This is a genomic window from Zobellia sp. 1_MG-2023 (assembly GCF_030549125.1).
In the GTDB taxonomy this organism is placed as follows: Bacteria; Bacteroidota; Bacteroidia; order Flavobacteriales; family Flavobacteriaceae; genus Zobellia; species Zobellia russellii.
This window is the reverse complement of record NZ_JAUOSY010000012.1, coordinates 21466-37954: the sequence shown is the minus strand read 5'-3', so window position 1 is coordinate 37954 and position 16489 is coordinate 21466. Positions and strand designations below refer to the sequence as shown.

Annotated in this window: 11 protein-coding genes; 3 read left to right on the top strand and 8 right to left on the bottom strand. The window is 38.1% G+C overall.

The window, feature by feature from the left end:
- Positions 1-31 precede the first annotated feature (31 nt).
- Complete coding sequence (locus Q4597_RS18185) at positions 32-2977, bottom strand: TonB-dependent receptor (RefSeq protein WP_289041356.1); 2946 nt, start codon at positions 2975-2977, stop codon at positions 32-34.
- A 557-nt stretch (positions 2978-3534) separates the two neighbouring features.
- On the opposite strand from Q4597_RS18185, the gene Q4597_RS18180 reads away from it, so the two are divergent.
- Both Q4597_RS18180 and Q4597_RS18175 read left to right on the top strand, forming a co-directional pair.
- Entirely contained in the window at positions 3535-3996 is a 462-nt protein-coding gene (locus Q4597_RS18180) for an Lrp/AsnC family transcriptional regulator (RefSeq protein WP_215441538.1), read from the top strand.
- A 141-nt stretch (positions 3997-4137) separates the two neighbouring features.
- The gene (locus Q4597_RS18175) at positions 4138-4473 is read left to right on the top strand and encodes a hypothetical protein (protein ID WP_303407503.1); all 336 of its coding nucleotides are present in this window, start codon (positions 4138-4140) and stop codon (positions 4471-4473) included.
- Between the two features lie 47 nt (positions 4474-4520).
- On the opposite strand, the gene Q4597_RS18170 is transcribed toward Q4597_RS18175, so the two are convergent.
- Entirely contained in the window at positions 4521-4892 is a 372-nt protein-coding gene (locus Q4597_RS18170; protein ID WP_215912659.1) for a DUF1456 family protein, read from the bottom strand.
- Positions 4893-5133: 241 nt separating this feature from the next.
- On the opposite strand from Q4597_RS18170, the gene Q4597_RS18165 reads away from it, so the two are divergent.
- On the top strand, positions 5134-5559 hold the full coding sequence (locus Q4597_RS18165) for an Hsp20/alpha crystallin family protein (protein ID WP_303407501.1): 426 nt from the start codon (positions 5134-5136) through the stop codon (positions 5557-5559).
- Between the two features lie 427 nt (positions 5560-5986).
- On the opposite strand, the gene uvrB is transcribed toward Q4597_RS18165, so the two are convergent.
- From uvrB to Q4597_RS18135, 6 genes are all read right to left on the bottom strand, one after another.
- Positions 5987-7975, bottom strand: a complete 1989-nt coding sequence (gene uvrB, locus Q4597_RS18160; protein ID WP_215441546.1) for an excinuclease ABC subunit UvrB — start codon at positions 7973-7975, stop codon at positions 5987-5989.
- A gap of 59 nt (positions 7976-8034) precedes the next feature.
- Entirely contained in the window at positions 8035-10794 is a 2760-nt protein-coding gene (locus Q4597_RS18155; RefSeq protein ID WP_303407496.1) for a BspA family leucine-rich repeat surface protein, read from the bottom strand.
- 134 nt (positions 10795-10928) lie between these two features.
- Positions 10929-12506: a T9SS type B sorting domain-containing protein gene (locus Q4597_RS18150; protein WP_303407494.1), complete on the bottom strand. Its 1578-nt coding sequence runs from the start codon at positions 12504-12506 to the stop codon at positions 10929-10931.
- A 130-nt stretch (positions 12507-12636) separates the two neighbouring features.
- Positions 12637-13470 (bottom strand): ABC transporter permease, encoded by an 834-nt coding sequence (locus Q4597_RS18145; RefSeq protein ID WP_303407492.1) that lies wholly within the window; start codon positions 13468-13470, stop codon positions 12637-12639.
- A gap of 6 nt (positions 13471-13476) precedes the next feature.
- A complete protein-coding gene (locus Q4597_RS18140; RefSeq protein WP_303407491.1) occupies positions 13477-14379 on the bottom strand; it encodes an ABC transporter ATP-binding protein in 903 nt (300 codons plus the stop codon).
- A 64-nt stretch (positions 14380-14443) separates the two neighbouring features.
- Positions 14444-16486, bottom strand: a complete 2043-nt coding sequence (locus Q4597_RS18135) for a DUF11 domain-containing protein (protein ID WP_303407489.1) — start codon at positions 16484-16486, stop codon at positions 14444-14446.
- Positions 16487-16489: the final 3 nt, after the last annotated feature.

Below are 16489 nucleotides of genomic sequence, written 5' to 3'. Positions count from 1 at the left end.
TCTTTTTTAAGTTTTACCGGATATTCTTTTCTTATAGTGTAAATGTCAATCTACCGAAGTAGTAAGATCCCGATGATCCTTGCTGATAGTTAGAATACAAGTTGAAGGTTCTTAATTCATACCTTACTATTTCTGGGTATTCATTAAAGATGTTGTTACCTCCTATGGTGAAACTGATTTTATCTGAAAAGTTGTAGGTAACACCCATGTCCGTAGTGAACTCAGGTGTGAAATATTGATCCGCGTAACCTACACTACCATCAAGAAGCGTACGTTCTCTGCTATCCCTAGTTTGAACAGAACCAAATCTTGTACCTCTTAACATGGCTGAGAACTTACCAATAGAGTAGTTTAATGTTCCGATAATCTTGCTACTTGGTGTACCCGTTTCAAACTGACCGATAAGTCCTCTGTTTACATAGTTGTCAGCCAATTCGGCATCGGTAAGATTAGTGTTTAGGTCAGGAATATTTACATTTTCAAATTTGTTCTCTCTGAAAGTTCCTGAAAGTGTAACTCCCAACTTACCTGCACCAATATTCTTGTTGTAGTTCAGTACGGCTTCAACACCTTTAGTACTGATGTCACCACCGTTAATTCTAAAACTGGCCAGACCGCTACCAATAATTGGAGAAAGTACAGGTGCTTGACCGGCATCAAATTCACCTGTTTCAAAGATTCTATCGAATATGTCAATTTTATAGGCATCAACAGTTAAATTCAATTTTCCAATTTTGGTAGTGAATCCTAAGCTGTAGTTTCTAGAACGCTCTTCTTGTAGTTGACCTATGCCCAATGCTCTTGCAGCAGAACTACTATTAGGATATAACGTACCGTCAAATGGCTCTAGGCCTACGAAAAAAGTATAACTGTGAGAGTAGTTCAATTCTTGTAATGAAGGAGCTCTAAAGCCACTGCTGAAAGAGCCTCTCAATGCAAAATTATCGCCAATAGAATAACGTGCGGCTACCTTACCGGTCAATACGTTACCAAAATCCGAGTAGTTTTCTAATCGCAGTGCTCCGGAAACTAAGAAAGCTTCAGTAACATCCAATTCCATATCTACATAAGCCGCCATTACCGAACGGTAAGAGTTACTTTCATTTTCTGGTGCAAATCCGCGGAAACACTGACAGTTTAATGCGTAGTTTTTAACCAACTCTTGGCTTACCCCTGCGTAAGGTAGTACAACTGGGTTTCCAGAGCCATCTACAATTGGGGTTCCGTTTAAGTCTTCTAAAGGAAAGCCATCAGGACCAACCAAGGCTTGGTTGTCTTCCGTAGCGGTAACTACACCTGCAGTTCCTGCTGTCCAGCTTTCTTCTTGGCCAGCAACAATTGCATAGTTTTCAACTCTTAATTCGCCACCAAAGGCTACGTTAAGTCCAGATAGAATATCATCATAAAAGTTAGTGAAATCAAGATTTAATGTGTTTTGGGCAAAGCTGTGCGTACCTAAGTACATTTCTGTTGGTGAACTGGTTCCGATACTTGCGTTCCAAGTATTGAACATACCATATTTAGCGGAGTTGTAACCAAAGGTATTACTCAGGTCAAAATCAAAATCACCAAGCTCTCCGGTAATTCCCGTGGACAAAGAAAGATTGTATTGGTCTGTATAAATTTGAGGTCTAAATCCGTTCGGGTATAGGTCAAAACTAGTTCTGTCCGCTTGAGCAGCTCTTCTATAAAAACAGCTATAAGCATCGGAATACTGGTAACCGAAATCCCCAAAAGCATAAAAATCCGTGGTTTCACTCAACGGATTTTCAAGATTAAAGCCAAAGCCCATGAGTGTCTTGGCCGGCAGTCCTGAATACGTTGCTACGTCTACTTGTTCAATGTCTCTTGCGGCCATGAGCCCTTCTACCGTTGTTAGTGAGCTTATTGCAGCAGCATTGCCGCTGGCTTGTGCGGCCACTAGTTCCGGGTTGGTTATTACGGGTCTTCCGTTTACATCTGTAGTTTGGTTGTTCAGATAGGTGTCGCTGTAAAGCGGGGCTCTGTCTATTTCAAGAACCGTAGGGCGTATGGTACGTTCAGATTGACTTATTAAAGCTGATACATTAAAGTATCCTCCGTTTTCAAAGCCAATTCCATAATTTCCATCAAATTGAAAGTTGAAACCGTCCCAGTCGCCGGAAGACCTGTTTAACGCTTTTTCCCCGTCGGTCAAATCCGAATCGCTGAAATCCGGAGATTTGTTTGGGTAACCACCAACGGTAAGGGTTCCGGTAAATTCACCGGTTCCCTTTTTGGTTACTACGTTTATAACACCGGCAATAGCGTCAGAACCATATTGTGCAGATGCCCCGTCACGAAGTATCTCTATATGGTCTATACCAATAGAAGGTATAAATTTCATATCTACCGCATTAGACGGTGTGCCTGTTTGTGATGCCGCTAAAATTGCCGAAGTATGCCTTCTTTTGCCATTTACCAAAACCAGCATCTGGTTTGGGGCCAAACCCCTAAGGCTTGGTGGGCTAACGAATGAGGATAGATCTCCACCACCACTGGTATAAGCGGTGAATGACGGCGCCGAAGCAGCCAACATTTGTGAAAGATCTTGTTGAGGCATATTAATAGCTTCTTCTTTAATATTAATAACATCTACCGGAACCGGAGTGTTCAATTTAGTTCTGGGTTGACCCCTAGAACCAATTACAATAGTTTCTAGCAGTTGTTCCGCTGCCATGGCCAAGGTTACGTTTACGGTTGCTTGACCGCCTACGGGTACTTCTTTAGTTCCGTATCCTAAGGATGAGAATATAAGGATAGCATCTGCCGGAGCGTCTATCGTATAATTTCCATCAAAATCAGTAAGTGTTCCTTTTGTTGTGCCTTTAATAATAATGTCGGTGCCTGGTAGCACGACTCCTTCTTCATCTACTACCGTACCGGTAATAGTCGTCTCTTGTCCGTATGAGATCATACAGTTTAAAAATAAGAGTGATAGTATTAGAGCTTTCTTCATAAGTACAAGGTTTTGGTTGATACTAAACATTGTTCATTTGCCCAACCACACCTCATCCAATCGGGGGACGGTGGTCAAATGCAGATCTAAAGAAAAGTTCCGGATACTTAACTGTGCCGAGTGCCATTTTCTATGACGTAACGACAAGACAATATTAGTGTGACTTTTTGATTAAAAAAAATGCAACACCCTTTGAAAACACTGTGTTTTAGGTAGTTATGAGCGTATAATCTACCGATATGGTAATTTTTGATGAAAAATTGATCAATATGACAGAATTGAGATTTTTAGATTTTAAAAATCTAACGATATGTAAATATTGCGTTATAAAACCATTTTTATGGCATTAAAAATTTGAAGCGGTCAATTTTTAATTATATCCATAAAAAAACGGGTTTAATTAGTGAATTATAACTGATTTTTTAAAATCATTAAACTATTTTTACTAAAATCCTCTAAATGGTAAATTAAATTGAACATTTTATGATGATTGTAAGCTGATTATCAAGAGGTGACCCAAAATTTCGGGTAGTAAATAACCAAGAAAAATACTACAAATGAGAGACAAACTTGATTCAGTAGACCATAAAATATTAACGTTATTATCTAATGATGCACAGATGCCCTATACGGAAGTTGCAAAGCGTGCAGGAATCTCTCCTGGAACGGTACATATGCGTACACGTAAAATGAAGAATATGGGAGTTATTAAAGGGGCTACCCTAAGTCTAGACTACAGTAAAATGGGATATAAGATGACTGTTTTTCTGGGGATATATCTGCGCGAGAGTTTCTTATATAAGATAGTAATAGAAGAATTGGCTAAAATTCAAGAGGTGGTTAAAATTCATCATAGTACCGGAAAGTATGACATCTTTATAAAGGTACATGCCAAGGATAGTCTACATTACAGGAGACTGTATCAAGAGGCAATACTTACTATTGAAGGTATTAGGGGTATAGAATCCTTTATTTCTGTAGAAGAGAACATGAGTAGGCATATAAATTTTGAGAGCTGACCACTAAGTATCATGCTATTACAACAGCGTGTATGGCTGTTTAGAATGATAAGAATGTGTTAAAAAGGCTGTTCCTTCGTAACAATCTCATCTCAGTATCGTCTTTTAAGTAATTCATCAAATCATTTAAAACGATAAATCATGAGAAAAACTAGTTTAGTCTTGGTAGCTGCAATGCTACTTTCAATCGGTAATGTTTTTGCTAACGAAGGTGAAAACAAGAAATCAACAAAAAACTTAACGGTTCAAATTTACGAGCTGCTAACGGACAACTCTTTAACTATTAAAGAAGTTGATGAAACGGCCTTTGTTCGTTTTACCTTAAACCAAAATCAAGAAATTGTGGTGTTAAGTGTAAATGCAGATAATGAAGTGGTTGAAGCTTTTGTAAAAGAGAAGCTCAATTATAAAAAGGTCAGTATTCAGGCGTATAAGGAAGGGAGAACCTATACTTTGCCTGTTAGCATTGCAGGTTAAATAGGTTTAGGTAAATATTAAATCCTGAGGGCGGCTCATCACCGAACTCAGGATTTTTTTTTGTTCTTGTATTTTACATTAGTAATATCTTTGTTGATTTTCTTTTGTTGTTGCGTCTTAAAATCCGGTCTTTTAGCGTGATTGACCTTTGCCGGTTTTACAACTTTTTTGGAAAGTACTTCACCCGGTGTTTTTGGGTTTTCTTTCGTTCCCCTTAAATGAATGACTAATCCGTTTAAAAAATTACGCAATACTTGATCGCCGCACTCCATATAGTTGGGGTGGTCGTCCTTTCTAAAAAAGGCGCCCAATTCACTTTTGCTAATGTTGAAGTCAACAAGTTTTAGAATGTCAATTATCTCATCATCTCTCAGCATTAATGCTACTCTGAGCTTCTTAAAAACATCGTTATTGGTCATAGCGTAAAATTTTCGGCAAGGTATTACAAAAATATGGAGAACCATACTGATGAACCCCTATACTGACAATCTTGCCATAGAACAAGCTGTAACTTCTATTGCATATTACATATAAAAATGACGTTTTGTCACTTTTATATATGCAAATAATGACATATAGTCATGATTTAGTAGTTGGTATGTAATTTGTCCTTAATCAATCGAATTAAAAATTTAAAGTCTAATATAAAATATAGATATCATGAGTATAGTAAAAAGAAACAACTTGGCTTTTCCTTCATTAATGAACGAGATTTTTAAGCCTGATTGGTTTGGAGGTATGGAGAATGTAGCAACAAGCACTCCTGCTGTAAATATTAAGGATAACGAAAAGAGTTTTGAACTCGATTTGATTGTGCCTGGAAGAAAGAAAGAGGATTTTAATATTGAAGTAGACAATGAACTTTTGACCATTTCTGCTGAATTAAAGGATGAAAAAGAAGTAAAAGAAGAGAATTATACCCGTCGCGAGTTTAGATTTTCATCTTTTAAAAGAGCTTTTACGCTTCCAGAATCTATCAATGTAGATGACATTAAAGCAGATTATATTGATGGTGTTTTGAAAATTGAATTACCGAAAAAAGAAGAAGCTTTGCCAAAACCAAAGCGTCTTATTGAGTTGAAGTAAAAGTTAGATTGGTTGTTTTGTCTTAGTACAAAACGTTTCATAATCCCGATTATTAATCGGGTAGATTTAAGTTTGGTTGGTTAGTTGAAGAAGCGCCCTAGGTATATTTCTAGGGTGCTTTTTTTGTGGAAAGGCAAGCAATTTTCAGCTCCGTTTTTGAATAGTAAAAGACAAATTATTTTGCAGTTGACGGTTGCTTTTTCAAAGTGAATCGAGTAAATTATTGACTTAAAACAGTGTTACTTTTTTCTGTTTAAAGAACTGTAACTACGAGTTTATTTTTATTGAAAAATGATAAAAACCACAATTTAGACTTGTCTAAAAATTAACGTTTTTAATCTGTTAATCAGTTATTTAAAATTGTTTATATGTATTATTAATTTATATAGTTAAAATCACTGGATTTCCTCCTCTAATACACGTGAATTTAGGCTTTTTCTTGAAGTGATTTTATCTCGTCTCTCAGTTTTGCAGCCTGCATAAAGTCCAGTTCTTTGGCGGCCTTTTCCATGGCCTTTCTTTTCTCTCGGACCATCTTTTCAATCTGGTCTTTCGTCATATATTCAAGGTCCGGTTCGGCGGCTCTCATCTCCTCTTTTTCGAAGTGATATGTAGAAACTGAATTTTTAGAAAGTACACTATCCAAACTTTTATTTAATGCTTTTGGTACGAGTCCATGTTTCGTATTATAGGCAATTTGTTTTTCTCTACGGTAGTTGGTTTCATCAATTGTAGTCTGCATGCTTTCCGTAATTTTATCGGCATACATAATTGCCCTTCCGTTTAAATTTCTTGCTGCCCTACCAACAGTTTGGGTTAACGATCTATTGCTTCTTAAAAAACCTTCCTTATCAGCATCCAAAATTGCCACTAAAGAAACTTCTGGTAAATCCAATCCTTCACGGAGTAGATTTACTCCAATCAGCACATCAAAAATACCTTTTCTAAGATCTTGCATGATTTCTACTCTTTCCAACGTATCAACATCACTATGAATATAACGGCACCGTACATTAATTCGTGTTAAGTATTTGGCAAGTTCTTCTGCCATTCTTTTGGTGAGGGTAGTTACTAGAGTCCGTTCATCCTTTTCTACCCGAACCTGAATTTCTTCCACGAGGTCATCAATTTGATTTTGACTAGGTCGTACCTCAATAATGGGGTCCAAAAGTCCGGTAGGCCTAATTACCTGCTCAACATATACCCCTTGGCTAAGCTGTAACTCATAATCTGCCGGTGTTGCACTCACATAAATTGCCTGGTTTTGAAGTGCTTCAAACTCTTCAAATTTTAGCGGACGGTTGTCCATTGCCGCTGGGAGACGGAAACCATAGTCCACCAAGTTTACTTTTCTAGAGCGGTCGCCACCGTACATGGCATGAACCTGGGGTATAGTTACATGACTTTCATCAATCACCATCAAATAATCGTCCGGAAAATAATCAAGTAGGCAAAACGGTCTGGTACCTGGTTGACGGCCATCCAAATAACGTGAGTAATTTTCAATGCCCGAACAATAGCCTAGTTCTCTAATCATTTCCAAATCAAAACTGGTACGTTCTTCAAGTCGTTTTGCTTCAAGCGGTTTTCCTATTTCTTTAAAATAATCTACCTGTTTTACCATATCTTCCTGAATCTGATGAATTGCACCCTGCAGCACATCAGGAGAAGTAACGAACATGTTGGCCGGGTAGATGTTCAAGGTTTCGTAAATCTCAATTACGTTGTTGTTGAACGGGTCAAACGCCTCTATTTCTTCAACTTCATCGCCAAAAAAATGAATACGGAAGGCATGGTCTGCATAACTGGGGAAGACATCAACAACATCTCCCTTAACCCTAAAGTTACCGTTCCTAAAATCGGCCGTTGTTCTGGAATATAGACTTTGCACCAATTGATGAAGGAATTTGGTACGTGCAATTACTTGGTCCTTTTTAATAGTGATGACATTTTTCTGGAATTCCACAGGGTTTCCGATACCGTACAAACATGAAACCGATGCAACTACCAACACATCTCGCCTTCCGGAGAGTAATGATGATGTAGCGCTTAACCGTAGTTTTTCAATATCTTCATTAATAGAAAGGTCCTTTTCTATGTAAAGTCCGGATGAGGGTATAAAAGCCTCAGGTTGGTAGTAATCGTAATATGATACAAAATACTCCACCGCATTATCCGGAAAAAACTGTTTGAATTCCGAGTACAGCTGCGCTGCCAGTGTTTTATTATGGGCGAGCACTAGGGTAGGGCGTTGTACATTCTCTATAACATTGGCAACGGTAAAGGTTTTACCGGAACCGGTAACCCCTAATAGAGTTTGGTACCGTTCACCGGCCTCCATTCCCTCTACAAGTTGCTTTATGGCTTGTGGCTGATCCCCCGTTGGTTCAAACTCTGAGACTACTTTAAATTTCATCCCTTAAAATTACAAAAGAAGTGTGATTTAAAAGAGTTCGATTAAAATAATCCGTGCATCTATCGGAGTATGGTAAAATGACCTGTTATTGTTTTACCGGAATCAGAGTTTTGGAATAGGTACCAATAATCCGTTTCAGGTAGTTTTCGTGAGTTGTCAGTGCCGTCCCAGCCCATGTATAAATCGTCAGTTGCATAAACAAGTCTACCGTATCTATCAAGAATATGCAATTCACCTGATTGCCCGCAAGGATTTTTTTTGGGTTTGAATACATCAAAAAGGCCATCACCATTGGGAGTTATAAATTGAGGAAATTGCACTAGACAAGGATCAATAGTCTCAATTTTAATATCACATAAACTCGCATTTATTGTAATCTTAAAAGTATTCTCATCATAACAATTTTTAGACCCTGTATAGATATATAGGGTTTTGGAGCTATAAATGACGTCGCCGGCCATTAATTTATTACCGTTTGCATTGGCTTCCGTGTAGTAGAAATTGTTTTCGCTTAGCTCTGGTAATGTATAACTCGTACAGCTCAGTGCGGATTCTAATTTATCAGCAATGGGATTTTCACAAATAGTACTTAATGTAAGTTCAAAGCTTTTTTCATCATTACAACCGGATGTACTATCGCCACTAAAATCATAAATGTATAATGTTACGGGATAGTCCGGAAAATCACCTGCGTAAAGCGTTGTGCCAGAAGAAAAAGATTGACCGGTTCCTATAGGGCCTGTGTAATACATTTCATTTCCAGTTAGGTTTTCGCCGGTAATTTTGGGTAAGGTATAGCTATCTGTATGTTCTTGGTTAGGTAATTCAGTTATTGTAATACCTAAATACCCTTTGTCATTAATTTTCCAACCATAGGTGTTAATCAACTTGTTTCTGGCTTCCTCTCCGGCGCAGTATGTACTATTATCTGCGTCAAAATCTACATTGGTTTTAAGATCGTGTTCACTCCAGCCTATTAAAAGGGCATCGTAATTTGCGGTGGATAGTGATGAATAGTTAAACATATAACAGGCAGAACGTAAGCTAGTGGGGTTCCATTTACTTAGGTTTTGGTCAAATGACTCAGCGAGAAGGAACATTCCACACATGTCCAAGACATTGCTTACATCCCAGTCTCCTATGTCTTGATTAAAACTAGTTGCTCCGCCGAACATATCCCACATTTCTTCCACTTTCCCAACATTCCAATTCCCGATAGTTTGGTTAAATGAGGTAGCTTGGCTAAATGTACCGGTCATGTCTTTAACATTGCTTACATCCCATTTTCCTATCGGCTGGTTGAATTGGGATGCGGCAGCAAACATACCTTCCATTTCTATAATCATTCCCATATCCCAATTATTGAAAGACTCATTTCCTATGAGCGAAGAACAACCGGAAAACATACCATTTACTATTGTAACCTCCGATAAATTAGGAAAATCTGTAGCTATTACATCTAAATTTGTACAACCGCTAAATGCGCTACGCATTGATTTCCATTCAATATCTCCCCATTGTACAATCGATATAATTTTTTCTTTGTCCCCCAAATCACGAAAATTTATCTGAGGAAAATCTCCTGAGATAGAGACTTCATACGTTCCTGCCGTGGAATAAGTATGTGTTATTTCGCCAGTAACATTAGTATCAATATCACCATCACCCCAGTTAATGGTATAATTATAAATTTCCCCTAAAAATGTAGGAATGGTAATTTGATTATTGGTTGAAGTACCGGGGTTGTCCGTTTTCCAAGTAGTTATAAAAGGCTTTTGGGAAGTACACTCTAGACCTGCGTCTTTAACTTCCCAATTTAAAACATCGATTAAAATTTTTCTCATGTCGGAACTCGAGCAGTATGTACTATTTCCGGCATGAAATTTAACATCGGTTTTAAGATTTTTAGTAGTCCATCCCTTTAGGAGAGCATCGTAGTTTTTTGTTGAAAGACCGGCTCTACTGAACATAAAGGGAGCTTTGTTTAGGTTAACGGGATTCCATTTGCCCAGGTCTTGGTCAAATGAAATAGCCAAATCAAACATACTATCCATGGAAGCGACCTTGCTCACATCCCAGTCACCAATATCTTGATTAAAAGATTCGGCAGCAAAAAACATAAAAAACATAGATGTAACATTTCCCACGTCCCAATTTCCTATAGGTTGGTTGAATTGGGTGGCCCAACTAAATGTGCCAACCATATCTTTAACATTGCTTACATCCCATCGGTCAATAGGTTGGTTAAATAGTGATGCTCCTGAAAACATATTTTGCATGTTTGTAATGGTGTCCATTTTCCAATTATTAAATGAACTGTTCCCTATAAGCGAAGTACACCGGGTAAACATATTATTAACGGTTGATACACCGGAGAAATCCGGAATATCAGTAGCTAACACATCCAAGTTAGAGCACCCATCAAACGCAGAGATCATGGTTTTCCATTTAATATCTCCCCATTGATCAACAGAAAGGATTTTTTCTTTGTCTCCTATATTTTCAAAAGCAATGTTGGGAAACAACCCGGTTATTTTTACGACATATTCCCCTGGTAGGGCATAAGTGTGTGTTGTAGAACCGCTTACTCCGGTGTCAAAAGTTCCGTCTCCCCAGTCTACCTCGTAATTTGATGGAAGGTATTTACTTGAAGGAATCATAATTTGATTATTCGCTGAAGTACCGGGGTTATCCGTTTTCCAAGTAGTGATAAAAGGCCTGTCAGCGGGTAAAGACTGGGGATATCCCTCTTTTGCATTTACTTTCAGAAATACGAGAAGAACACCTATGAAAAATAGGTGAAAACGGGAAAATTTCATATAGCTCTAACGTTTGAGAGCTAATATAGTCGCCTAAATATTTGTTATTGTATAAATTCTATGAGTGGTACATTTTATCTTTAAAGAGTGAAAGATCAATCTGTAATAACCCTGTTTAACTAAAAAAAATGAAGCTATCGTTTTAGGGAGAAATGACCTTTAAATTCTTTTTCATCAGTTAAGGTAATTCTAAACCAATAATCAGAAGAGGGGAGTGGACGCCCGTCCATGGTTCCGTCCCATCCAACGGAATTTGAATTAATCTGTTTTATGAGCTTCCCATAACGATCATAGATATGGATGGCCAGGTTTTCGAAATTGGTATTGGGACCATTAATTTGCCATACGTCATTGGCACCATCTCCGTTAGGAGTGAAAAACTTTGGAAAGCCAATGATGGAAATATCTTTTTCCGTGGTGCCGCAAGCATTTATATCTCGAACAAAAACAGTATAAAAACCGGCATCAACATTATCAAATCTAGGTTCATTTTGATAATTTAATCCGTCAAGTGAATATTCGTAAACTCCATCTTTACGTATTTCTATCTCTACACTATAGTTACTGAACGATTCTTGAATTTTTACATTTTCAATACTAATAGGTGTTGATGGAGTAACCGTTAACGAAATAGGATATGTAATATAACAGTTACTAGTTGTAGTTGAGCTAACACGCGCATAAATAATTGTACTTGTTGAGGAGAAAATTGGACTCGTAATTTCACTAGAATTTGACATAGCCGTACTTTCATCAGGATGAAAACTTACTGTGTATGCTGAATTATTCGATATTCCGTTTTTGGCATCTTGTCTAATATCGTTTATCGAGAAATCACCTTCACCATCAAAATCCTCATCACATACCTCATAGCTAAGATTTGGCGGACTGTCAAACGAGGTGGCGTGTATGGCAAAATCAGTGATTTCAAAACAACCATTAGGGTTTGTTGCCCGAACGTAGATTTGATTCACAGCGTCCGTGTACGTAAATTGAGTTGGGTCAACTATAGCGTTAATACCATCAAAAGCATTATTATAGGAGGTATAATACTCAATATTTGCAGTGGAGCTAGTAGTTATGGTCTCTTCATTTTTTGTCAGGTCGAGTATTGTGCTGGTCGTAGATGAGCAGATTTCAATATCATCGGGTTGAGTAACGTTAGGTGAGGGAAGAAACCCTGCCGTACCCGTCCATTCAAGAGTGAAGCCACCATTACCAACAGGTCTATCAATCAATATATAATAACGTTCACTAACGTTTACGGGAATTGAAGAAACATAACCATTTCCTAACTCAGCTGGTCCTCCAGAAAAGTTTGTTTCTGAACCACGTAAGCCCGTTTCATTATAACTTAATGAAGCCTTTAAAGGGTTAGTTGTATTACATCTTATTGGGTCATCAAGATTTCCACAATCATTGTTTGGACCAAAAACGTAAAAATCATAATCCACAACTAAGTCCGTACTATTTGGAATTATATTGAATGCTAAGTTACCAGCAGTGCCAATAGTTAAGCTTAACCATAAACTGTTTTCTTCGTAATGCAAACAGGCATTTGTACGGTCTAATTCTTGAGTGCCAAAACCAGTTGCATTACTTGAAATGTTTGTATTACCACAAACAACAATGGCATCAATACAGTCATTCGCTTGCTGAGAAATTACTAAGAAGGAGGTAAGGAGAAGCGTTAGTGTAAAAACGAATTTCATAGCGTTCGGTTATATTCTGGAAATGAATATAATCCAAAGGGAAATCCACTAATAATTCCGACTAATAAATACTAGAAAACAATTACTGGTTTCTACTGGTAATCCGGTAGAAATCACAGCAAATCAGCTCCTACAAATCCCTCTTCTTCAATAACGCATAGGACCCATAAATAAAGATAGCTGTCCAAGCTAGTACAATTAGTATTTCATACCAATGTACATTGTAGTTTAGGACAATTTCTTCTCCCATTTGGTTTACGGCCGTTTGTACGGCACTTAACCTGGTGAACGGTTCTTTAATAAGGTTCCACATAGCATTAAGAGGAAAGAATCCCATAATCATATCTGTGGTTTCTCCATCAAAAAAACGCCATCTGATAATACCTCGAATAAAGGATTCAAATATTTGCCATAGAATTAGAAAACCTAGAGCAAAAGCAGAGCGTTTTACCAAAATGCCTAAAAAGAGACAGAACGAGAAAAACCCTACTAGTTTTACAAAAAAGGCTAAAAGGAATTCCAGTCCCGAGAAAATAATACCAATTTCATTAAAATTAGAGTAGAAAAGACCCAAAATGAGTGATACCACGAATACGAAAACGGTGGAAATCAAAGCGAACGAAATGACCGTCAGAAATTTTGAAAGGATAAATTCCTTCTTGGATAGTCCGTCTATTAAATTCTGTTTTATGGTTTTATTACTGTATTCATTGGCCATCATAGAGACGATAACAATGGCCAAAAACAGTTTAAAGAATGCGGTAATAAATGAATTGAAATGCCAGATGTATGGAAAATTGAAGATTCCCTGTTCGGCCAAATGGAACTTTATGGGGCCAATATCAAATTTAATGGCAGCCACTAAAGTAATGGAGCAAAGAAGAACAAAGTACGATACGATCAGAACTTTACTGGCCCTGTTGTTCCATAATTTGATGAATTCAATTTGTAAGAGTCGTGTCATGGTTTTCTAGTTGGATTGATTTTTGGTCAAAGTCAGGAATTGTTCTTCTAGGCTTTCTTTTCTTTTCACAAGATGTGATAACGTTATCCCCTGGTCAAATAAGGTTTTGTTGAGTTCTCCGGCATTCATTTCTTCTTTTAAAAAAGCGGTAATGCAATCGTTCTCCAATTTTACCTGTCCAAAGCTGGCGTGTTTTTCCAGATATGTTTTTAAGCGTTCCTGATCATTGGTCTTTAATTCAAAAAAACCATGACTTGCTAGTAGGCCATCTACACGGCCGGAATAAAGTTTTTCGCCTTTTCTAAGTATGATAACATGGCTACATACTTTTTCCACTTCATCCAAAAGATGGGAAGCCAAGAGAATGGTGGTGCCTTGGGATGCAATTTTCTTTATGATTTCCCGTATTTGGTGAATACCTTGTGGGTCCAAGCCGTTGGTAGGTTCATCTAAAATTAAGATTTCGGGGTCATTGAGTAGGGCAGAGGCAATGGCCAGACGTTGTTTCATACCCAGTGAATAGGTCCTGAACTTACTGTTTTTTCGGTCTAACAAACCGACTAGCTCCAATTTTTCCTCTATTTTGGTTTCACTTACCTCTTTGATTTTACAGACCAATTTCAGGTTTTGTATGGCCGTCATGTAAGGATAGAAATTGGGTCTTTCAATAATTGCCCCAACTTTTTTTAAAGCTTGGTGGGTGGTCATAGAACCATCAAACCAAGAAAAATCGCCTTTCGTTCTATTTATAACGTTCAGAACAATTCCCAGCGTGGTGGATTTTCCACTACCGTTCGGGCCCAAAATGCCGTAAACATTGCCTTTTTCAATAGTAAAAGAAAGGTCTTTGACCGCGGTCAGGTAGCCGAATTTTTTGGTGAGATGGTCAACCGTTAGAATTGTATTCACGTCAAGTGTTTTTTGATTGATATATCATACTTGACGAAATAGGGGATATAATGTTACAAAAGCATTAGTTTTTCTTTACCCTATAGGTTATTTTTCTATTGGTTATTACTGTAGTAGGCTGTTCCAAGGTAACTATAATGGTTTCCGAAGGGTCATCGGAAGAAATATTGGCGTCCGTTTGGTCCTGGCTGTTAGTTACGGTATTGGTATAACTAGCGGAAGTAATATAAATATTGTTCAATCTGGCTCTTGTAACCAACGTTAACGACTCTAGTTCTCCTTGGCTCATGGTTCCCACTGTCCAATCCGGACTGTTAAAACTCCCTTTTGATACAGAGGATGAAACTAATTCTAATCCAGCAGGAAGAATATCTGTCAACACTAGGTTAGTAACATTGTTCACGCCCAAGCTCTCTACGGTTATGGTAAATTCAACAAGTTCTCCATCCAGTACATTATTTCTGTCCGCCGTTTTTTTTACAACAATATCGGGAAAACAATAATAAGCGGCAATAGGTTGTGAATCATAAGTACACCCACCTTTGGTAACTCTCACAAAATAATCGCCTGCTTCACTTGGGGTATAGCTCGAAAAAATTGCCCCAGTAACAATAGTTCCATTCTGATACCATTGGTAAGCGTCAAAATTAGCATCTACTACTTCTATGATAGAACCGGGAAGACATCCACCACCTTGTACCTGTAAGTCAACTGCAGGTACCGTATCAAAGCCAGAGAAATAACCGGCAATACCGCGGGCACCATTAAAACCTATGAAACCCACAGCAATTGGTCCGGTGGATTCAACGGATACATTTCCCGTTAAATTGGCTACATAAAAAGTTTTCCAATCCGCAGATCCTGTAACGGGTGTTGGGGCAGGAAGGGTTACGGCACCATTGCCATCCATAACGGTAATATTTGCATTTGGGGTAGTGGTAGAGGCTATTATGGTTACACCTCCGTTCATTGTAATTCCTGCTGCATCCTGAATATTGGGAATGTTATTAAGGTTGTCCGGTAGTAAACAATTAACCGGTGCTACAAAGTTAAGTCCTACAGTTACAATAGAACTTCCTCCCGCTAATAATTGATAGGCATATGCATCTTTGGAAGTAGTAACGAACATATTACCACCTGCAACGGAACTTGAATAGTTGCTTTCTGGAATTTCAAAATAATCACCATTGTTTATAGTAGCAATTGGCGTTGCGGAGCCGTTCACATAAATTGCCGTATTGTTCTGTGTACCGACAATAATTGGTTTTTCGGTCTCACTAGAACCATTTCCTCTAATGAATACATATTCTTTACCTATTTTATTTTGAGGTACAGGCTGGTCAATTGCGGCATCTCTACTACCGTTTCCTACTCTTACGCCGATATTAAGTCCCCCGTTACTGATTACAATGTTTTTAGTAGCCGAAATGGTGGCGCCTAGCCAACCATCAATATTTGCCGTAGTTTGTTTTACGTATGCCTCCATCACAAATGTTTCATTTGCGTTCAGGGTAACCTGAAAAGTATCCGAAGTAATACCTCCGGCATTATTCCCTAATCGGAATTCACAATTTGGGTCGTATCCAAAGATGTCTATTATGGTATTATCTTCAGTTGCCATAATACCAACAGAATTGGTTAGACTGTTTTGTGTGGCTCTGTTTGGAATACCTCCCCATTTGAATAAAGTACCCATAGCCTGTCTACCCTTACTGGTAAGTGAGGTTGACTGGGAGGTCGAGCTACCTCTATAATTCACATAAAATTTCTCGCCGCCGGGTGATTCAAACCGAAGACCGCTATTGGTAAGAACAATACCCGTATTACTATTTGTAACCATGGTAATATTATTGTCACCCTGGGCTAATCCATAAGTAACTGGTGCTGCGTTGGATAATGTTAAATTAGCAATTGGGGTAACGTTTGTGCCTTGATAAACATTTACACTAAAAGCAGTGTTTTCAGGTGTGGATAGGTACACAGCTTGGTCTTTAACCGCCTGGTTATTGCCCCCTTGCTTTAGAGGTGGCAAATAATGAAGGTCACTGAGTTGTGAAAAACCACTCAGTGACACTATGAAAAATAAAATAAATACTCTTAATTTCATTTT